This is a genomic window from Pontibacter sp. LHS1, from assembly GCF_058932855.1.
On record NZ_JBZYWF010000001.1, the window covers coordinates 850144 to 870025 of the forward strand.

The following is a 19882-nucleotide window of genomic DNA, read 5'->3' on the forward strand; positions in this document are numbered from 1 at the left end:
GAAAAGGAACATCCATTTGTGAAGACGAAACACCTACTCTCAATTTTCAGCGAAACTTCTGCCTTAAAATTTTTCATTTTACAAAAAACTTCTGTATACTTGTTTTAGTGCGCAATCGATTGCACAAAAGAGCATTTTAGAAACATGGCAAATAATACTTTAAAGATTCACCCGGAAGATAATGTGCTGGTCGCCTTGACTGACTTGCAGGCAGGTGATGTGGTAGAATTCAATGGCAGACAAATCGGAATTGTGGCGAACATTCCTGCCAAGCATAAGTTTGCCGAACAGCCGCTTAACCCGGGGCAGGAAATCATCATGTATGGCTCTCTGGTAGGCAAGGCCGTGGAGGCTATACCTGCCGGCGGCATCCTGACCACCGGTAATGTGAAGCACCAGGTAGCAGGTTTTACGGGCAAGACGAAGACCATTGGCTGGCAGGCACCTGACGTGTCGAAGTGGGTGGACAAGACTTTCCTGGGCTATCACCGCGAAGACGGACAGGTGGGCACAGGTAATTACTGGCTGGTGATCCCGCTGGTATTCTGCGAAAACCGCAATGTGGAAACCATCAAGCAGGCTTTTATGGAGAACCTGGGCTTTGGCCAACAGGACCTGTACAAGAGCTATGTGCAGCAGATGGTGGAGCTCTACCAGGCGGGCAAGACAGAGGAAATTGCCCAGTTGCCACTCAACTCGGCCACATCTAAGGGACAGCAACGCATTTTTGAAAATATCGACGGCATTAAGTTTCTGACACACGAGGGCGGCTGCGGCGGCATTCGCCAGGACTCGGATATGCTGTGCGCACTTTTGGCTGGCTACATTCACAACCCCAATGTGGCGGGTGCCACTATTTTGAGTCTGGGCTGCCAGAATGCGCAGGTGCCTATTCTTGAAGAGCGCATCAAGGCGCTGAACCAGAATTTCTCAAAGCCACTTATCATACTGGAGCAGCAAAAAGAGGGCACAGAGCAGGAGTTGCTGACGCTGGCCATCCGACGCACGTTCCTGGGATTGGTAGAAGCCAATAAACAGAAACGGCAGCCTGCACCGCTAAGCAAGCTGGTGATCGGGCTGGAGTGTGGAGGTTCTGATGGGTTCTCCGGCATTTCGGCCAACCCAGCCGTGGGCCACGTGTCGGACCTGGTGGTAGCACTGGGCGGCAAGTCTATGCTGTCGGAGTTTCCGGAGCTGTGCGGGGTGGAGCAGGAACTCATCAACCGCTGCGTGAACGAAGAGACCGCCGACCGCTTTGTGCACCTGATGCGAGCTTATGCCCGTGCAGCAGAAGCGGTAGGCTCCGGCTTCGACATGAATCCAAGTCCGGGCAATATCAAGGACGGCCTGATCACAGATGCTATCAAGTCGGCAGGTGCGGCCAAGAAAGGCGGCACCTCCCCTGTAGTAGATGTGCTGGACTATGGCGAATATGCTACCCGTCCGGGTTTGAACCTGCTCTGCACACCAGGCAACGACGTGGAAAGCACGACCGCCATGGCCGGTTCAGGCGCCAATATCATCCTTTTCACAACAGGTCTCGGCACCCCAACCGGCAACCCGATTGCGCCGGTTATCAAAGTGTCGTCCAACACCAAGCTGGCCCAGCGTATGCCAGATATTATTGATGTGGACACAGGCCCGGTGATCGCTGGTGAGAAGACTATCGAAGAGATGGGCGAGGCAATGCTGGACTACATTATTGAAGTCGCCAGCGGCAACATCCAGTCCAAAGCTCAAGTGCTGGGGCAGGATGACTTTATACCTTGGAAACGTGGCGTATCGCTGTAATACGCCAGCTTAATAGATTGTTTTAGATTGTTGTTGCGTTTGTTAAATGGGTGAAAGCCGGCTCTTCATTGGAGGAGCCGGCTTTCTTTTTAGGGTTATACCTGCTGGTTGTCTTTACTTCTTCACCAACCTTTCAGCCAGGCTCAGCTTCTGGGCTTTGATTTCGGCCAGCACCAGCTGCGCCATCAGGCGGGCACCGTACTCGTTAAAGTGGGTGTTATCTTCTTTGCCGTCCGGGTAGTTGGGGTGCGCTCCCGGCTCCAGGTGCAGGAACAGATGCTTCGAGCCTTCCACACCGAATTGCTGTAGCAGGTCCTGGCTTTTTCGGTCCAGGTCAATCAGGGCTACTTTCCGCTGGCTGGCCACGTCCCGTACAATGGTTGCATACTCCTCATGCGTTCCCACTATTTTGCCTGCCTCGTCAAACTGACGGCGGGCAGCTGGTGTGAGCAGCACAGGTATAGCTTTTTTCTTTTGCGCCTCCGTGATAAAGCGATTCAGATTGGCCCGGTACTGATCCTTTGGTGTATAGCTCTTCTTGGTTTCGACCTCATCATTGTGGCCGAACTGGATAAACACATAGTCACCGGCCTGCAACTGATCTGACACGGGTTGCCAAAGCCCCTCCTCAATAAAAGTGCGGGTGCTGCGGCCGTTTTTGGCACGGTTGTCTACTGTCACACTCGAGTCGAAGAAATATACGAAGGGCATTCCCCAACCTGTCTCCGGATAGGCTTTCGTTTCCTTGATGGAGATGGTGGAGTCGCCGATCAGGTATACCTTGATGGGCTTCTGCTGCTGGGCAGGAAATAAAGACATCAGCAAAGTAGTCGCTAGTAATAAGAATATCTTCATATGAACTCTCTCTGTTGTTTTACATCTATCTCACTAAAAACAGGCCAACTATTCAGGTGATGCGCTGCATTGATTCTTACGCTAGATTCAAAAACAGCTGCACTCTACTGAGCCTGTTTGCCTATACCCTTGCCTCCGCTCTCTCTATCTCAGCCAGCATGGGAACACCTCTTTTACAAAGCTGCAGAGCCAGGCCCCAAGGGTCGCGCAGCATCACCAGATGTGAACCATCCTCCAGGTGCTGCTCTGTTACCAGACTTGCTCCTGCAGCTACTAAGCGCTCCTTATCGGCAGTCGGATTATCTGACACAAAGGCCAGGTGCACCAGCAGCGGGTTCATGTCGCGGTAAGGCGGTACTTCGTCTGCAGGGTTCAGGTATACCTCTACCATGATCCGGCCGCTATCATCGGCTATAAAGGTGGTAAAAGGTGCCTGCTCCATTTGCCGCACTACCTGCATTCCCAAATGCCCCACATACCAGGCTGCCATGGCAACGGGATCTTCTACGTTCAGGGCAAAGTGTTCTAATTTCATATCAGTAATCTCTAATTATTTCAGCCACTTCTCCAGCCAGGCAAAGGCATCTTCCTGCATGGCGATGGTCATGGAGTGGGGCACATCGTAATAATTCGTCTTAAATTTATCAGACGCTTTCATTTTATTGTAGATAGCCGCCAGTTTATGCTCAGCCGCTTCCATACCTGCCGGATTGAAAAGTTTGTCCTGCCTGCAGTTCATAACCAGGAGTGGCCGCGGTGCATTGAGCGAAGCCACGTCCGGCAGATCCAGGTATAGGTTTTGACGGGGCACGTACATCATCCAGGTATGGCGGGTGTGGTTGCGCAGCATATGCCCGAAGGTAGTGGAAAAAGCGGCCACTATACCTGTCTTCACCCGGGCATCAAGTCCGAAAAGATACGTGCTGCGCAGTCCGCCCAGTGAAAGTCCGATACAGCCGATCCTGTTTGGATCCACTTCGGGCCGCGACAGTAAATAGTCAATCGCTACCCTGTCGCTCTGCACGATCATGCCCAGCCAGGTAGTACCCGCTGCCAGCACCGTTTTGTTAATAGCCGCCTCGTGTCCGTTGGCGAACTTGTTATAGGCGACGATATCAGCGTTCTGGTCACCGGTCAGCTGATTGCGGTAGTTCTTGGTGAGGTTCTCACTCACCTGCTCCGGGCCCAGCTTCTGAGAGCCGAAGTAGGGTGCGTCCGGCGATAACACGATAAAGCCCCTTTTGGCCAGCTCGTCGGCATAGGTTCTGCCTTCGTACAGGTTCTGGATGTATTCCTTGAGTACCTCTGGCTGGTCATTGGTCAGGCTATGCTTTTCCTTTCCAAAAAAGTAAAAGCCGCCGTGGTCGTGCAGGGCGATGACAGCAGGCGCCGGCGTGGTCAGGTTGTCAGGTATAAGCAGGAAGGCTTCGGTTTTTTGATGCGCATTCACGCTGTAGCGCACGAGATATTGGGTATAGCCATCGCGTTTGGTCGTGCTGAGGACCTCACTCTGCAAAGGCACGGGCGCTGGGTTATAGGCCAGCAGTTCCTGCAGTTTCCCCTTGGCCTCTTTGCGCCACTTTTCTGTATTGCGGTGTTTGGTGTTCAGGAATGAGAGGCTGCTATTTTGCTGATCTGCATGCTCGCGCAGTACCGGGTAAAAGTTGCCTACATCAGACGTCTGGTTTTGGCCCTGAACAGGTAACCAGCATGCTGTGAAGAAGATGATCAGGTATAAGCTGAATATTCTCATCATAAACTTTACTTCCGCCCAACCGCTGTACCCGCCTTCAGGTTCTGCATACCTTTGAAAACCAGTTGCGCAACTGCAGTCGCCCCCTCCGGCTGGAAGTGCGTGTTATCCTTCAGGCCATCCGGGTAGGCGGCATATTTGCCGGCTGGCAGGTTCATGAAATAGTTGTCGGTTACGTAGTCCTGACCTTTGGCAGTGAAAGCATCAATGGAAAGCTGGGTCAGGTCGATCAGCTGCACGTTCAGCTCTTTGGCTACATCCTTTACGGCTTGCGGGTAGTCACCGTGCACGTTGCTCAGTTTGCCGTCCTTCCAGGGGTAGTTGCGGTTCACGGGCGTCAGCAAGATAGGTATAGCGCCCCTTTCGCGGGTCTGGTGCACGAACAGGCGCAGGTACTCTTTGTAGGCGGTCACGTTGGTATAGCGTTCCGGCTTGTTCTCGGCGGCATCGTTGTGGCCGAACTGCATCAGCACCAGGTCGTTTTTCTGCAGCGAGCGGTATACTTCCGCCCAACGGCCCTCCTCAAAAAAGGTGCGTGTGCTGCGCCCTCCCCTGGCTTTATCGGCCACTATTACGCTATCAGCTTTGATCAGGTGCCTGATCTTGCGCAGGCTGTCAGGTTGCATGAAGGGTTGAAACACCTGCCCCCACCCAGCCACAGGGTAGCGGGTAGTCATATAATCTTTATCATCATAGTCGCCGGTATAGTCAGCCACTGTGGAGTCGCCGATCAGGTATACCGTGACAGTTTTTTTCTTGAAAGGCACAAAAGCCACCAGCACGAGGCTCAGTGCTATTGCGGCAAGTCCGAAAGCTAGCTTCTGCATAGTTAAGTTGTTTCAGGTAAAAAATACTGGTGTGAAATGATAAAAAAGCATGGCCCTAAAGTGACCATGCTTAGTGTTTCAAATGAAAGTTCTTACTACTCGATGTTGAGCGCCGTGCCGGTCAGGTCTTTGCCTTTCGAAACCTGCTTGTCGGCGTTGCTAAAGTCTTTTTTCTCCAGTCGTACCTTCTCCGTTTTCGGTCCCAGCACCTTTACCACTGGCTCTTTGCCCTCGTTGTAGCTAAAGCCGGTAATATCGATGTTTTTGCTGTTGTAGATGGTCAGGGCCGGGCCTTGTTCTGTTTCCACTTTCACGTTCTTGAGCACAATGCCGTCAGAGTCTACCGCCGTTATACCTTTCTTTGCTTTTAGCACGGCATTCTCGATGTTCACGTTCTGCAGGTTCATCTCTGGCAAACCCTGTAGCGCCAGTGCCTGGTCAGCGCCAGCCACGTTGATGTTTTTCATGTAGATGTTGCGGAAAGCAGGCGTTTCTTCAGTTACCGGAACCAGCTTTTCGTCGCGTGCCTCGGTGCCAGCTTTCTGGTCATCATCCAACACCGGAGAGTTGCCGCCATAGAACAGGTTGAAGCTGATGGCCTGTGTCGGGATGTTGATCATGTCGATGTTGGAGATCCAGATGTTCTCCACCACGCCGCCACGTCCGCGTGTGCTTTTGAAGCGAAGTCCGATGTCGGTGCCGATGAAGGTGCAGTTGGACACGTGCACGTTCTTCACGCCACCCGACATTTCGCTGCCTACCACAAAGCCGCCATGGCCATGGTATACCACATTATTCTTCACGATCACGTTCTCAGTTGGCATGCCGCGGTCACGTCCGTCTTTGTCTTTGCCGGATTTGAAGCAGATCGCATCGTCGCCTACGTCGAAGGTGTTGTTATATACCACCGCATTTTTGCAGGACTCCAGGTCCAGGCCATCGCCGTTCTGGGAGTACCAGGGGTTGCGCACAGTCAGGTTGCGGATGGTCACGTCCTCGCACATCAGCGGGTGCAGGTTCCAGGCCGGAGAGTTCTGGAAGGTCGGGCCGTCCAGCATTACTTTTTTGCTGTTCACGATGCTCAACAGCACCGGGCGCATAAAATCCTTTACCGGCTCAAACTGCTCCTTCTTCGTGAAGTGGATCGGCACGTTGAAGTTGTCTTTCGTATCGCCGCGTTTCGAGCTCTCAGAAGGGTACCACACCTTACCATCATCGCTCAACACGCCACCTGATTTCAACAGCGTCTTCCACTGTGAGTCCGTCATCTTGCCTTTCTTCACCGGACGCCAGGCGTCGCCATTGCCGTCAATCACACCCTTGCCCGTAATGGCTACGTTCTCCAGGTTGTTTCCTGAAATAGGTGATTGGCAGCGGTAAGTATTCAGCCCCTCAAAGCTGGTCTTCACAAGCGGATAATCATCGAAGTCTTTGCTGAAGAGCACCAGTGCGCCCTCCTCTACGTGCAGATTGATGTTGCTCTTAAGCACGATCGGACCGGTAAGCCACATGCCGCGCGGCACGATCACTTTGCCGCCTCCTTTGGCCGCCACGTCGGCAATGGCTTTCTCAAAGGCAGCTGTGTTTTTTGTCAGCCCGTCGCTTACAGCTCCAAAATCGGTAATGCTGACGCTGTAGTTGCCAAAAGTCGGCTCCTGCACACGTGGCATATCAAACTCGATGCCTTCGTATACCCAATCGTAGTTGGCAGTGCTGGTTGCTGCTGCCGCTGCCACAGGGGCAGTTGTGTTGGCTGTGGCTGTAGCGGCTGGCTGTTGCTGACAGCCGAACTGCAGTGCGCCGGCTATACCTGCCAGCAGGAACAAGCGGTGTTTCAAGAATCTCTTCGTAATCATATCTTCAGCTTTAGTCTCTTACAGAAATTTTAGTCGGGTTGGGGGTGATGCGGAACCAGTCTACATCAGCGTAACCGGAGTCGTTGGTTTTGCCGGGGCGGGTGGCGAACAAGCCTACTTTAGCGCCTATCCAGCGGCCCGGCACGGCTGTGAAGGGAGCACCTACCGATTTGAAAGTCGTGCCGTCCTCGCTGTAGCTGAACTGGCAGGCGGCGTCTTTGCTCACGCTCACCCGGAAGTATACCTCGTTGCCGTTCAACTTACCCAACACCTCTTCTTTCTCCGGTGTGCCTTTATCGGCTTTGGTGGCGGTGTTGTAAGTCAGGGATAGGCCATCGGGCTTGCTCACCAGCGATACATAAGCGTAGTTCTCGCCCATCACGATCAGGCCGGTGCGCTCGTCCTGCAGCTTGGGGTTGGCTGTAAATTTAAGTTTAGTGGTGGCCGTAAAGGTCTCTGCCGGGAACTTCTGCAGCAAGAGGTTTGGCACATCCCAGTAGTTTTTAAAATCCTCCGGCAACTGATCGGTGAACAGGCGTAAATGCCCTTTTGTGCCGGTTGCAAAAGCCCAGGTGGCTTTCGGGTTGGCATGCCACTGCCACTGCAGCCCCAGGGCATGTCCGTCAAACTCGTCTGACTCCAGCGGAGTGGCTATCGGGTATACCTTGCCGACGTTTGGTTTCTGGTAAGTCAGTACCGGTTCCCCTTTGCCATCACCATCTTTATCTTCTCCGATCACCGGCCAGTCGTTCACCCACTTCACCGGGTTGAGGTGCACCACACGGCCATAGGCTTCGATATCCTGAAAGTGGATGAACCAATCTTCGCCTGTTGTAGTCTCTACCCAGGCACCCTGGTGCGGACCGTTGATCGGTGTGCTGCCCTGGTCCATCACGATCTTCTCTTCGTAAGGGCCATACACATTTTTCGAACGGAGTACCAGCTGCCAGCCTGTGGACACGCCTCCTGCCGGTGCGAAAATGTAGTAATAGCCGTTGCGCTTGTAGAACTTCGGACCTTCCACGGTTGGGTGCGCATCGTGTCCGTCAAAAACCATCACGCCTTCGTCCAGTACACTGGTGCCATCCGGGTTCATTTTGTTTAGTGTGAGGATACTCTTTATACCTGCCCGGCTACCGGCCCAGCCATGCACCAGGTAGGCCTTGCCGTCTTCATCCCAAAGCGGACAAGGATCGATCAGGCCTTTGCCTTCCTTTACCAGCACCGGCTTCTCCCATTGTCCGGCAGGATCCTTGGTCTTCACCATGTAGATGCCGAAATCCGGATCGCCCCAATAGATGTAGAACTCACCGTCGTGGTGGCGGATGGCAGGTGCCCATACCCCGTTTCCGTGCTGTGGCTTGGAGAAGTGATCATAAGGCGTGTTACGATCAAGTGCGTAGCCGATAATGCTCCAGTTTACCAGGTCCCTGGAATGCAGGATCTGCAGACCAGGTATAGCATTGAAGCTGGAGGAGGTCATGTAATAGTCTTCGCCCACCTGCACTACATCCGGGTCGGAGTAGTCGGCGTGCAGGATCGGATTCTTATATCGGCCATCGCCCAAATCAGCCACCCATACCTCTGAAACAGGGGCTGGTGTTGATTGTATCGTTTCTGCTGTTGCGTTTGTATTGTCCTGCTGCGCCAGCCCTGAGCAGGAACTGAGCAGAAATGAAAAACAAACGGCAGCGTAAAGTACAGGTTTCTGAGTCATGGCAATCGTGTTTCAATGATGTAAAGATCTATTTACTGGCTGTACCGAATTTCTCTCCCGGTATCCATCCGTCGAATATCTTCTCTAAGGTATAGTCATCGAGTTGTTTCTTGCTGAGCTGATGCGACCAATCTACCCGCTTGCCAGCCCTGGCACCCGGTCCTTTGGATTTATATTCTGCGTAGAATGTCGTCTGCTCGGCCTCCGGTTTGTTCCAGTTGTGCCAGCCTTCGGGCTTGATGTGCGGACCTAGGTAACTATTGATGAACACCGTCTTGGCATGCGGTCTCCAGGGACGGCCCAGGTAGTAAGAGCCTTTCGGAGCGTTGCCGGTGAGACGGCAGTTCAGGAAAACAAAGCCGTAAGGTGCGCCTTCCAGTGTAGAAGCGGCCGTTACGTAGCTGCCGCCTTTTTTGCTGTAGATCTCACAGTTCTCAAACACAGCCGTGGACCAGCCAAAAATAAAATCGGTCGTGCCTTCGATGTAACAGTTCTTGTAATACTGGCGGCTTTTCTCGCCGTGCGGGTAGAGTGTATCCTGATTGCCCAGAAAGCGACAGTTAGTAAACATCACCCGGTCGCCGTTGATGCGTACCGCTACCGCCTGCCCTACCGGACCGGCGGAGTTCTCAAAGGTGATGTTCTCGGCTGAGAAATCATCTCCGAAAATAAAGAAGCTGGTAGAGCCGGTCGTGCCCATCTCTTCGCCGAAGCGGTTCTTTTTGGAGGCGTAATCGTCGTAAGTCAGAATGGTGTGCTGCACATCCTCCCCCACCAGTTTCACCATGGTTTTGGAAGTAGGCAGTACCAGCTTCTCTTTGTACACCCCCTTTTTGATGTAGATGGTCGTGGTGTTTTTGCGGAAATCCGGCACGGCATTGATGGCCTCCTGTACTGTTTTAAAATCACCGCTGCCGTCCTGCGCCACCACAAAATCATGCCCCTGCCCTTCTGCAAAAGCAAAAGATAACAAGAAAGGAATCAGTAACAGGTATAGCTTGTGCGTCATTGTCGTGATCAGGTTTATTTGGCGGCAGCCGCGTTTTTCAGTTCTTCGAATTCAATAGAGGCCATGATGAACGGACCGACCGCTTTGGGATCGTTGTCGCGTTTTGGTTCGGAGATGTAGTACTCGTAGGTGCCTTCTCGGTAAGGTTTGCCACCCAGACCGGCTACGGCACATACCTCCGTGATGCTGATGCCGCCGTCTGCATCCTGTCGGATGAAGTTATCCAGAATACCCTGGTAGCCTCTGGTAGCCGCCTGCATGTAGCTTTGGTCCAGGTAGCCTTTCTTGCTGGCCTTCACCAGAAAGTAAGTGAACATGCTCGAAGCAGATGATTCCAGGTAATTGCCTTCACGACCGCCCTGGTCCACCACCTGCCACCAGAGACCGGTTTTCGGATCCTGGTAACGCACTATGGCTTTGGCTAACTTTTGGGTAATCTGCAGTATTTCGGCGCGCTTCGGATGGTCCTTTGGGAAGTAGTCCAGCACATCGACCAGCGACATGGCAAACCAGCCCATGGCACGGCCCCATACCTCCGGCGAGCGGCCTGTCTGCGGGTCGGCCCACTGCTGCTCGCGACTCTCGTCCCAACCGTGGTGGTAGAGTCCTTTCTCCGGATTCCAGGTATACTTGTCGATCAGGTGGATCTGATTGGCTACGTCGTCGAACAGGGCGGGCTCGTTGTACTTGGCCGCATACTGCGCCAGGAAAGGTGAAGCCATGTACAGTCCGTCGAGCCACATCTGGTGCGGGTATACCTTCTTGTGCCAGAAGCCGCCTTCGCTGGTGCGCGGGTGCGTACGCATCTGGTCGCGCAGGTTGTCAAATGCGATCTTATACCTTTCGTCGCCCGTCTCTTCGTAAAGCTTGATCAGGAACTTGCCCGGGTTCACGCGGTCGATGTTATAATCCAGCTTCTTATAAGTGCGGATGGTGCCGTCCGCCGTGATCATGGTGTCGGCGAAGGTCTTGATGTAGGTAAAGTACTTCTCGTCGCCGGTGTGCTTCCATACCCGCTCCAGCGCGCTGGCAAACAGCCCTTGGGTATAGTCCCACTTCGGCTTCGGCTGAAAATCAATCATCCAGCCTTCCGGACTGCGCTTCATCTCGGAGTCGGCCATCTGCACCGACCAGGGTTTGGCTTCTTCCTGTGTCACGGCCTGGGTCTGTTGTACCGGCTCACCTGTTTTGCAGGCGGTGGTCAGGAGTATCAGTGCGGCCACTGTGTAGCGTATCAGTTTCATAAGCTTGTTTATTGCGTAGGCTTTTCAGCCTCCTTGTTCGTTCAGATTATTTCGTACCTGCAGCGCTTGTTGCTTTCAGCTCAGGTTTCCAATTGTCTTTTCCGGCCAGAATCGTTTCAGGCGTATAGCGTTTCGCATCATTCGGCGTCAATTGCCTGGACCATTTTACCCGTTGCGCAGGTATAGCGCCGGGGCCAAAGGAATTGTATTCGGCATAAAAAGCTGTCTGCTCCGCCTCCGGTTTGTTCCAGTTGTGCCAGCCTGCCGGACGAATATGTTTCCCGAGCTGCGTGTTCAGGAAAACCGTCTGGGCATAAGGTCGCCAGGGTCTGCCCAGATATACCTGCAGCTTTTCGTCGGCCGCAGTTACGGTGCAGTTAAGGAACACAAAACCAAAGGACTGTCCTTCGGGTGTGGAGGCCGCTGTGATGTAGGAGTTCTTTTTGCACTGGATGGTGCAGCGCTCAAACACCGAAGTAGCCGGTCCGAAAATGAAGTCAGTCGTACCCTCGATGTAGCAATCTACGAAGTACTGCCGGCTGCCGCTTACCCCAACGTAGAGCGTGTCCTGGTCTCCGATGATGCGGCAGTTTTGAAACACCGCCCGGTCGGCCTCCACGTGCAGCGCCACGGCTTGGCCTACCGGTCCGGCAGTGTTCTCAAAAGTAATGTTCTCGGCTCTGAAGCCATTGCCCTGCACCAGCACGGTATAGGACGTAAAAGTATTGATGTCGCCTTTGCCCGAGTAGTCGTCCCAGGAAATGATCGTCTTATGCTTGTCCTCTCCGATCAGGGTGATGTCGGTTTTCCAGGAAGGGATCACCACCTTTTCCCGGTAGGTGCCATTCTTCACAAAAACTTCCACGCCTCCAAGCTGGAAGGCAGGTATAGCATCGATTGCCTCCTGCACACTGCTGTAGTCACCGCTGCCGTCCTGCGCTACCACCAGTTTTTTGTGCTGTGCTTGCAGAGCCAAAAGGCTAAAAGTAAACAGTATGGTCAGAAGGTATTTCATGTACTATAGTTCAGTTGCTGGTTTCACTAAGCTGTTCAGGTATACCTCGACATTGGTGTACTGCTTGTCCAGGGTATAGCCGGCCGCATCCGCGGGATTCGTCGGGTCCAGATTGTGCTGCCGCTCCCAGGCATCCGGCATACCGTCCTGGTCCTTGTCTTCGGGTGCAGGCGCCGACTTCAGCTCCGGCCAGCCGCCCACATCCTGCTGCGAGTCAATGATGCCGTTCTTCTTTTTGCCGCTGGTTGGTTTGCCGGAGCGCACGTCGGCTACCACGCGGGCATCCACGGCGTCTCGCTTATGGCTGGCTCCGGCATGGGCCAGCACCAGTTCGTAGGCCTGGGCAGCCGTTTGTTCTTTGATGGCTGCCACCTCAAAAGGATTAACCGTCTTCACAGAATCTATATGATCGGCCTGCACACCACCCGCCCAATTATCCTGGGTGATGGCCGGATGGCCTTCCACGTGATTGCCCGCTACATAGAATTTGCCGTATGGCTGCGATGGGTTTACAATGCGATCGGTTTTGGATGAAGCTGTCGCAGGACCTGCCTTGTAATAATTGTTCACCATATTATAGCGGCCTTTCTCTCCACCGTAGGAACTGTTGTGCACCCAGTTGAAGATGACATTGTTTCGGAAATCCACCAGTTCATCCGGGCTGTTCGGAGTAGATTTGGAGCCGGAGAAACGGGGGGTGCGGCTACTGTGGTTGGCGATCAGGTTGTGGTGAAAGCTGGCGCCCTCTCCTCCCCAGATGCCGCCGTAACCATGGTCGCCTTTGGCATGTACCGACCTGTTGAGGCTTTCGGAGATGATGCTCCACTGCAGCGTAAAGTTCTTGTTCCGGTAAAAAGAAGCGCACTCGTCGGTGGCCCAGCTCATAGAGCAGTGATCGATGATGATGTTGCTGCGGCCTTTGTTCCCGCTCAAAGCGTCTTCCTGCTGCTCGGTCACGTCGCCCAAACGGAAACGCAGGTAACGCAGGATTACGTTGTCAGCTTTAACGCTCACCGGGTAGTTGCTGATGCAGATACCATCGCCCGGAGCTGACTGCCCGGAAATGGTCACATCGCCATTGTTGATATCCAGTGGCTCTTTGAGTGCAATCGTGCCTGACACGGCAAACACGATAATACGTGGCCCTTTTTTCTGTATAGCCTTGCGTAAACTGCCTTCCCCGCTATCGTCCAAGTTGGTCACATAAACGACCTCTCCGCCACGGCCGCCGGTGGTATGCTTACCAAAACCTTCTGCACCCGGAAAAGCCAGGGGCTTTGAGTCAGCAGGTATAGCTGGGGCTCTGGAAGCGGTCACTGCCTCTCCGGTAGACCCGACAGGTATACCTGTCGGGTGCGATGCGCACCCAGCCAGGCATACTACCAATAGCGCCACGCTATTTGATATCAATTTCTTCAGGTCGTTTCGGGTTGTCATGCTATTCAATTTTATGCTACAGGTATAGACGCCATTTCCAGAGCTATACCTTATTTGTCTTTAAAATTTTACCTGCACCGGATTCGCCAGCTCACGGGCTGTTCTGTCCAGGTACTGCAGGAAAGTGGCTTCGTCTTTAATACCTCCCGGCTCCAGCTCCCAGGCAGCCAGGTAGTAGTACTCCAGCTTCTGGCCGCTCGGCTTTAGCTTCACCACATGGCTGTGTTCATCTGTGGTAAACTCCATGAAATCCTGCGGGCGGAAAAGCACCGCTATACCCAGGTTGTCGCCTTCGCCGTTCAGACTCTGCTTGCCGTAGGTGGCGATGTAGCCCCACTCGTCGCTGCCGCCTTTTTTGGTATGCAGCTTGGCTCGCTTGTCTTTAATCAGACCTGTGGCCAGGTTCTGTGGTTCATCACCTGCTATACCTACCTGATGGTGCGTCAGTCGTGTACCGGCGTGTATGTTGATGTTGGAGTTAATGTTAAGGTTCATGCCGGCGATCTTCCAGCCGTAGTAGTTTGTGCGGATGGACGAGTATACTGGGCCATTCTCGGTAATCACGCTGATCATGCTGTCGGTTTCGGCCATGCGGTTGGCAGCTCCGTTGTGGAAATGCGCCAGTGTGCCTACGCCCAGCGACTTGGCTACTTTGAGCACATCCATGCCCCAGTCCTGCAGTTCGTGGTACGAGTCGTAGCCGTCCTGCCCTGCCTTTTGCAGCACCATGTCGTGGGTAGTTTTGCCGAACACGTCGGTGCCGTTGCGCCAGTCCAGGTAAAAGCGGTAGCCCACCTTATCCGACTCCCAGCCCGGACCTTCGTAGCGGATATAGTAAGAGTGGTCGGTCACTTCATCCGGCACTCGCAGTGAATCCACATTTTGGAAGGTCCCGCCAATGTATTTACGGTCTTTGAACTCACCACCTACCTTATGCGATAGTTCGGCCTGCGTGCGCTTGGTATAGTTGCGGGTAGCTTCGCCGTTTTCTTTGTAGCGCACCGTAAGGGTACGGCTAGCTTTGGGGGCCATTTTGTCGAGCACCAGGTATACACCCGGCTTGTCGCCGTCTTTGTGATTGAATTGGCTCGGCACCTCGGTCTTCCCATCCAGCACCACAAAAGCGCGGCTGTTGAAATTCGGATACTTCTTCTGCAGCTCCCGAGCGCTCAGGTATACCGGGGCACTTTCACGCTCCTGGCTAAGGGGATTCGTCACTTTCACGGTGAAAGACTTCGGGTACTCCTTGCGCAGATCCTGGGCCGAAAGGTTGAGGCTGAGCAATACAGCCGCCAACACACACGCTCCTTTTTTCCACACCTTCATTTTAGTATTCATTTTCACTGTTATCGTCTTTATTTCACCTGCTCTTTGATGATATCATGCACCAGACTGTTGATGTACACTTCGATATCGTCGTAGGCAGTGCTTAGATTTCTTTTGTCCTGTGGCTTGTTCGGGTCCAGCTTGCGGGCCGTCTCCCAGTCATCCGGTATACCGTCGCCGTCTGTGTCTTTTGCAGCCGCCTTCGATTTCAGCTCAGGCCAGCCGCCCACATCCTCCTGCGAATCGATGATGCCGTTTGTGCTGCCGCTGGAACCCGGGGCCGTGTAAGAGTTATTGCGGACATTGTCCACTACCCGTACATCCACGGCATCACGCACCAGCGAGGCACCTGCGTAGTCCAACACTCTTTCGTAAGCAGCCTCAGCCGTATGGGTCGTCACATTGCTATTGATCGGGTGCGGAGATTCCAGGCGCATGGCTGCTTTGTCGGCGGCAGATACAGTGCCGTAGCTGCCATGAAACTGGTTGTACACCCCATAGGTCCAGTTGTCATTTGTAGCGCGGCTACTGCCCTCCACCACGTTGCCGTTGATGTAGAACTTGCCCCAGATGTCGTATACCTCTGTGCCTGCTGTCTTATTTTTATCGATTGAGAAGATACGTTCCTTTTTAGTGGTGACAGGCCCTGGCTTGTAGTAGTTGTTCACGATGTTGATGTTCATCGCTTCTCCGCCATAGGCGCTGTTGTTTCCCCAGTTGAAGGTCACGTTGTTGCGCATGTCCACCAGGTTGGTGAGAGCAAATGCTTTTCCGGCCTCTTCTCCGAAGCGTGGGTTACGACTGTCGTGATGAGCTAGCAGGTTGTGGTGAAACGAAGCATTTTTGCCACCCCAGATGCCGCCGTAGCCATGTGCTCCTTTCGCATGGGCGGAGTTGCGGAGGCTTTCTGAAATAATGCACCACTGCAGGGTGAAATTCTCGTTGGCGTAGAAGGAAACACACTCATCGGTCGACCAACTCATGGAGCAGTGGTCGATGATAATGTTCTTGCGGAAGCGCCCTTCCAGCGCATCAGCTTCCTGCCCGGCCGCGTCTCCCATCCGGAAGCGCATAAAGCGGATGATCACGTTATCCGCATTCACAATTACCGGATAGTTACGGATGGTAATACCGTCGCCCGGAGCTGTTTGCCCGGCTATGGTCAGGTCTCCGTTGCTGATGGTCAGCCTCGAGTTCAGAGCGATCGTACCTGACACTTCAAACACGATGATCCTTGCACCCGGCGTCGCAACAGCAGCCCGCAGACTGCCGGTACCGGAGTCGTTCAGGTTGGTCACTTTGATCACCTTACCGCCACGGCCACCTGTTGCATCCTTACCAAAGCCTTCGGCTCCCGGAAAAGCCAGCGCTTTCTCCACAGTAGGAGTAGGTCCTCCGGTAGTCGGTTCCTCTATCTTTGGATCGGGCTCAGGCAACTCACCTTCACCTCCCTTACAGGAGGCCAGCGCAAGCAAGATCACAAAAGCTCCTATAAATTGGTTGAAACGAAACAAGCTACTGGTATTAATTATTAAGGCTTAGAAAAGGTGCGGCTTCCAGGCCGCACCTTTTTTATTGATTTTTAGAACTATTAGCGTGTCCAGCGCAGGTCACCGATGGCGCCACCCGTAGTGCTGGCCGTGCGAAGCGGAGAACCAGCGGGCAACTCAAATGTGCGGGTTGCTGTAGTCCAGCCTAGGTCTACAGTCAGGTTATTTGACTGCTGTACAAAGCTTTGGAAAGTGAGCGGAGCTGGTGTATCGCCACCAGTTGTCAAGTTAAACAAGTTGTTGTTTCGAACAATAACTTCAGAACCGTCAGCCGAAGCACGTATCAAATTGGTGCCTACGGTTTCCTGACGCGGCGCATTTGCCACTATGCTGTTCTGTAGTGTGAAATTCACTTGGTTTCCATTCGCATCCAATAGAATGTGATTTCTGGTCGCATATCCAAAGCTATTAAGGGTTACCTGATCGACTGTGATTACAGGCTTAACCGGTGCCGTAATATTAGTACCCCAGCTGATAAAGGCTCTGGCGCTGTTAAAGAAAGTTGAGTTCGTGATCTCCAGTTTCTTAAACTCCATTTTATCGAGCAAAATGTAGTTGTAAGTAGAAGAGCCTCCGTTGTCAAATCCGATAGTGTTGGTAATCACGATGCTCTCGATTTTATGTGCATTGTTACCACCTCGGTTGGCACGCATAAAGCAGTTAGCAGTGTACTCTACAATGCAATTTTCTACCAGGATAGATGTAAAGTCAGCTGCCTCCCCATCGCTGTTCATACCAGACAGATTCAGGAAGTAGGCCGCATTGGCTTTTTCACCATTGAAGTGTATACCTGACAGCTTCACGCCTGCACCTGTACCTCTCAGGTTCACTTCCTTGAACAGTAGCTTGGTATCATCAGGGTTACCAGAAATAGACTGTATAGTCAGATGCTTCTGAGCGATCACAATGTTGGCATCGGAGTAGTCGTGTATACCCGACTCCAAACCGATCAGGTCGCCACTCTCAGCAGCCTCAATCACAGCTCTTAGATCTTCTGTCGGAGATACAGTTACAGTAAACAAGCTCAGTTCTTTGGTGGCAAACTCGGCGGAGCCTTTAATTCTGTTACCTGCAAAAATCTCTACTGTGTAATTAGTGCTTGGCGTCAGACCAGTCAACTGCTTCTGGCGGGCTTCCATATCCTCGGCTGTTACCTCATACTCTATCGCAGTACCACCTACAGGTGTCACAATGATCTTGGTCAGACCAGCCGTGTTTCTCCAGCGCAGTATTACAGACTTGTCTTTAATGTCAGCACTGGTAATCGGTGAAATAATTTGCTCGCCAGTGATCTGGAATTGTGGACTCACCATCCAGTTGGATTCTCCAGAGGTCCCTGTTGCGTTTGCTTTAACACGGGCAAAGTAAGGCACATTGATTTCCAGGAACTCGTCAGTGATAATCGCACCGGCCGTATCTGATGTTACGGTATGCACGATATTGCTAAACTCAGGGGTTTCGGCTACCTGCACAGTATAAGTAATGTCTTTACCCTGCGTAAAAAGCGAAGGATTCCAGCGAATGATAGCCTGTGTCTCGCCGCTAGCTGCGGTCATGTTCACTGGTGTGAATATGCGCTTCGGCTCAAAGTCCTCCAGTTCCTTATCCTTACAGGACTGTAGCGCTCCGCCTGCCAACATGGTCAGGGCAAGCCCTCCTATTACTATCGAGTTATATCTCTTTTTCATATTTGATCTCCTTGTGCATTCAATTAATAACCGTACTCCTGGTTGATGTTCGGGTTCACGTCAACCACTGTAGTATGCAGCGGCAGCAGCTCGCTCTTGTTCGGTGTGAAGCCTTGTGCATAATAGGTGAGGATTGTACTGGTAATCCCAGTGCCAGCCCATGACACGCTTCCAACATCAGCACCGGATGGCACAGGGCTCGGAACTGGCTGATACAAGGAATTTAACCACTCCAATGAAGTAGAGTTGGTGCGGAAGTACATAGTAGCCGGCAAGTTCGCATAAGCTCCCTGGCGAGCTGCCATAGCGGCTAGCTGCTGCTTAGTCTCCTCCAGTTTCTGTCCCAGCATGTTCCATCGGATCAGGTCATACTTGCGTATACCTTCGCCGCCAAGCTCCCAAGCTCTCTCCTGCACAATGGCATTAAAGAAAGCTTCCTTACTCAGGCCTGGCTCTAGATCCACAGTCGGATCTGCACTCATAATTGGTTTCCCGAAACCTCTTCTGCGAACCTGGTTAAATGCATCATAAGCTGCCTGTGTTGGGCCACTCAGTTCATTTTCTGCTTCAGCGAACATCAGTAGCACATCGGAGTAACGGATCATTGGCCAGTTCACGCCAAAGTACTGGGCAGACGAAGTAAGCTGATTCGGAATCCAGTCGCGACGGAATTTACCATCCACCATCGTTTGCAGCGTACGCGGCTGTATAACACCAGCAGCACTAATATTGTATGGAGCAGCTGTCACATCGCGACGCGTATCGCGCTCGTCAAACGAGTAGAAATAGGTTGGCAGAATAGTAAGAGCACCATTACCTATGCTTCCATTTAGTCGCGGACCGTTGTAGTAGCCCAGCTTGCTGTCACCATTTGCACTGTTGCCACCTGCCATGGCTACTTCCCATAGCACCTCACCGTTTGGCTCTATTCTATGTGCGGCTATCGCGTCCTTGAACACAGCTTCATAACTTGGGTTTAGGCGGTGATCACCACGCTGGATAATGGTATTAGTTTCCTCACGGGCAATTCTATAGTACTCCTGGTGATTAGAGCCTCGTTCCATCTGTCTGTTCAACCGAAGCGAGTAACCGCCACGGTACAGCGCGATCCGGGCGCGAAGCGCTCTTACCGCTCCTTGTGTAATTCTTTCATTAGCAGCACCTGCTTCAGATCTCCATGGCACCAGCGACGTGGCTTCCTCCAGGTCTGCAAGCAGTTTATCGTAAATTTCATCTCGGTTAGTCCGCCCCTTGAACAGGTCCGTCTCAAAGCTGGCTGGTTGGAAATGTGCTGGCACATCGCCCCAGTTACGGATCAGCTCCAGGTAGAACTGCGCACGCAGAGTAAGCGCTTCGCCGTGCAGCCTGCGCAACTCCCGCTTTTCAGCATTGGTGCCAGTCTCATACATCGGCATACGCGGAATGTAGTAGATGCTGTTATTGGCTCTTTCTATACCTTCATAAAGCTGTCTGTATGGTCCGGCCAGCTGCGTATTACTAGGCTGCACATTGTAGTGGGCAATGTCTCTTCTTTCATTGTCAGGAAAAGGATTGCCTCCCTGCCCCATCATCTCGTCATTGTCTAGCGGGTAGTACATGCTCAGACGAATACCATAACCTTGGTCACCAGCCAGAGCGGCATACACGCCCAGCACCTGCTTCTGCACATTGCTGATATTACTGAAAACATATTCCGGACCAAAAGACGAGACAGGCTCTTGTTCCAAATAGTCTTTACAGGAGGACATCGACAAGGTCATGCCGCCCGCGAGGAGTGCACTAAGTATAAATCTGGATAGATTATTCGTTCTCAT

General features: G+C 52.7%; 15 protein-coding genes. 1 reads left to right on the forward strand and 14 read right to left on the reverse strand.

Features of this window, described 5'->3' with window-relative positions; translation table 11 throughout:
• The first annotated feature begins 144 nt into the window (after nt 1–144).
• Nucleotides 145–1791: a UxaA family hydrolase gene (locus AC5FXQ_RS03670; RefSeq protein ID WP_493601133.1), complete on the forward strand. Its 1647-nt coding sequence runs from the start codon at nt 145–147 to the stop codon at nt 1789–1791.
• Between the two features lie 114 nt (nt 1792–1905).
• Here AC5FXQ_RS03670 and AC5FXQ_RS03675 read toward each other — a convergent pair whose 3' ends face one another.
• From AC5FXQ_RS03675 to AC5FXQ_RS03740, 14 genes are all read right to left on the reverse strand, one after another.
• Nucleotides 1906–2646 carry a rhamnogalacturonan acetylesterase gene (locus AC5FXQ_RS03675; protein WP_493601134.1) on the reverse strand — a complete coding sequence of 247 codons (741 nt, stop codon included), beginning with the start codon at nt 2644–2646 and terminating at the stop codon, nt 1906–1908.
• A 121-nt stretch (nt 2647–2767) separates the two neighbouring features.
• On the reverse strand, nt 2768–3181 hold the full coding sequence (locus AC5FXQ_RS03680; protein WP_493601135.1) for a VOC family protein: 414 nt from the start codon (nt 3179–3181) through the stop codon (nt 2768–2770).
• Between the two features lie 15 nt (nt 3182–3196).
• On the reverse strand, nt 3197–4402 hold the full coding sequence (locus AC5FXQ_RS03685) for a dienelactone hydrolase family protein (RefSeq protein WP_493601136.1): 1206 nt from the start codon (nt 4400–4402) through the stop codon (nt 3197–3199).
• A 5-nt stretch (nt 4403–4407) separates the two neighbouring features.
• The gene (locus AC5FXQ_RS03690) at nt 4408–5226 is read right to left on the reverse strand and encodes a rhamnogalacturonan acetylesterase (protein WP_493601137.1); all 819 of its coding nucleotides are present in this window, start codon (nt 5224–5226) and stop codon (nt 4408–4410) included.
• 95 nt (nt 5227–5321) lie between these two features.
• Entirely contained in the window at nt 5322–7082 is a 1761-nt protein-coding gene (locus AC5FXQ_RS03695; RefSeq protein WP_493601138.1) for a glycoside hydrolase family 28 protein, read from the reverse strand.
• 10 nt (nt 7083–7092) lie between these two features.
• Nucleotides 7093–8799 (reverse strand): glycoside hydrolase family 43 protein, encoded by a 1707-nt coding sequence (locus AC5FXQ_RS03700; RefSeq protein WP_493601139.1) that lies wholly within the window; start codon nt 8797–8799, stop codon nt 7093–7095.
• A gap of 28 nt (nt 8800–8827) precedes the next feature.
• Entirely contained in the window at nt 8828–9808 is a 981-nt protein-coding gene (locus tag AC5FXQ_RS03705) for a pectinesterase family protein (protein WP_493601140.1), read from the reverse strand.
• Between the two features lie 14 nt (nt 9809–9822).
• Nucleotides 9823–11052, reverse strand: coding sequence for a glycoside hydrolase family 88/105 protein (locus tag AC5FXQ_RS03710; RefSeq protein ID WP_493601141.1), 1230 nt, complete (start codon nt 11050–11052; stop codon nt 9823–9825).
• Between the two features lie 46 nt (nt 11053–11098).
• Entirely contained in the window at nt 11099–12067 is a 969-nt protein-coding gene (locus AC5FXQ_RS03715; protein WP_493601142.1) for a pectinesterase family protein, read from the reverse strand.
• A gap of 3 nt (nt 12068–12070) precedes the next feature.
• On the reverse strand, nt 12071–13504 hold the full coding sequence (locus tag AC5FXQ_RS03720; RefSeq protein ID WP_493601143.1) for a pectate lyase family protein: 1434 nt from the start codon (nt 13502–13504) through the stop codon (nt 12071–12073).
• Between the two features lie 60 nt (nt 13505–13564).
• Nucleotides 13565–14842, reverse strand: a complete 1278-nt coding sequence (locus AC5FXQ_RS03725; protein ID WP_493601144.1) for a DUF4861 domain-containing protein — start codon at nt 14840–14842, stop codon at nt 13565–13567.
• A 17-nt stretch (nt 14843–14859) separates the two neighbouring features.
• Complete coding sequence (locus tag AC5FXQ_RS03730) at nt 14860–16344, reverse strand: pectate lyase (RefSeq protein WP_493601145.1); 1485 nt, start codon at nt 16342–16344, stop codon at nt 14860–14862.
• A 77-nt stretch (nt 16345–16421) separates the two neighbouring features.
• Nucleotides 16422–18068, reverse strand: a complete 1647-nt coding sequence (locus AC5FXQ_RS03735; protein ID WP_493601146.1) for a hypothetical protein — start codon at nt 18066–18068, stop codon at nt 16422–16424.
• 23 nt (nt 18069–18091) lie between these two features.
• Nucleotides 18092–19882, reverse strand: coding sequence for a RagB/SusD family nutrient uptake outer membrane protein (locus AC5FXQ_RS03740; protein ID WP_493601147.1), 1791 nt, complete (start codon nt 19880–19882; stop codon nt 18092–18094).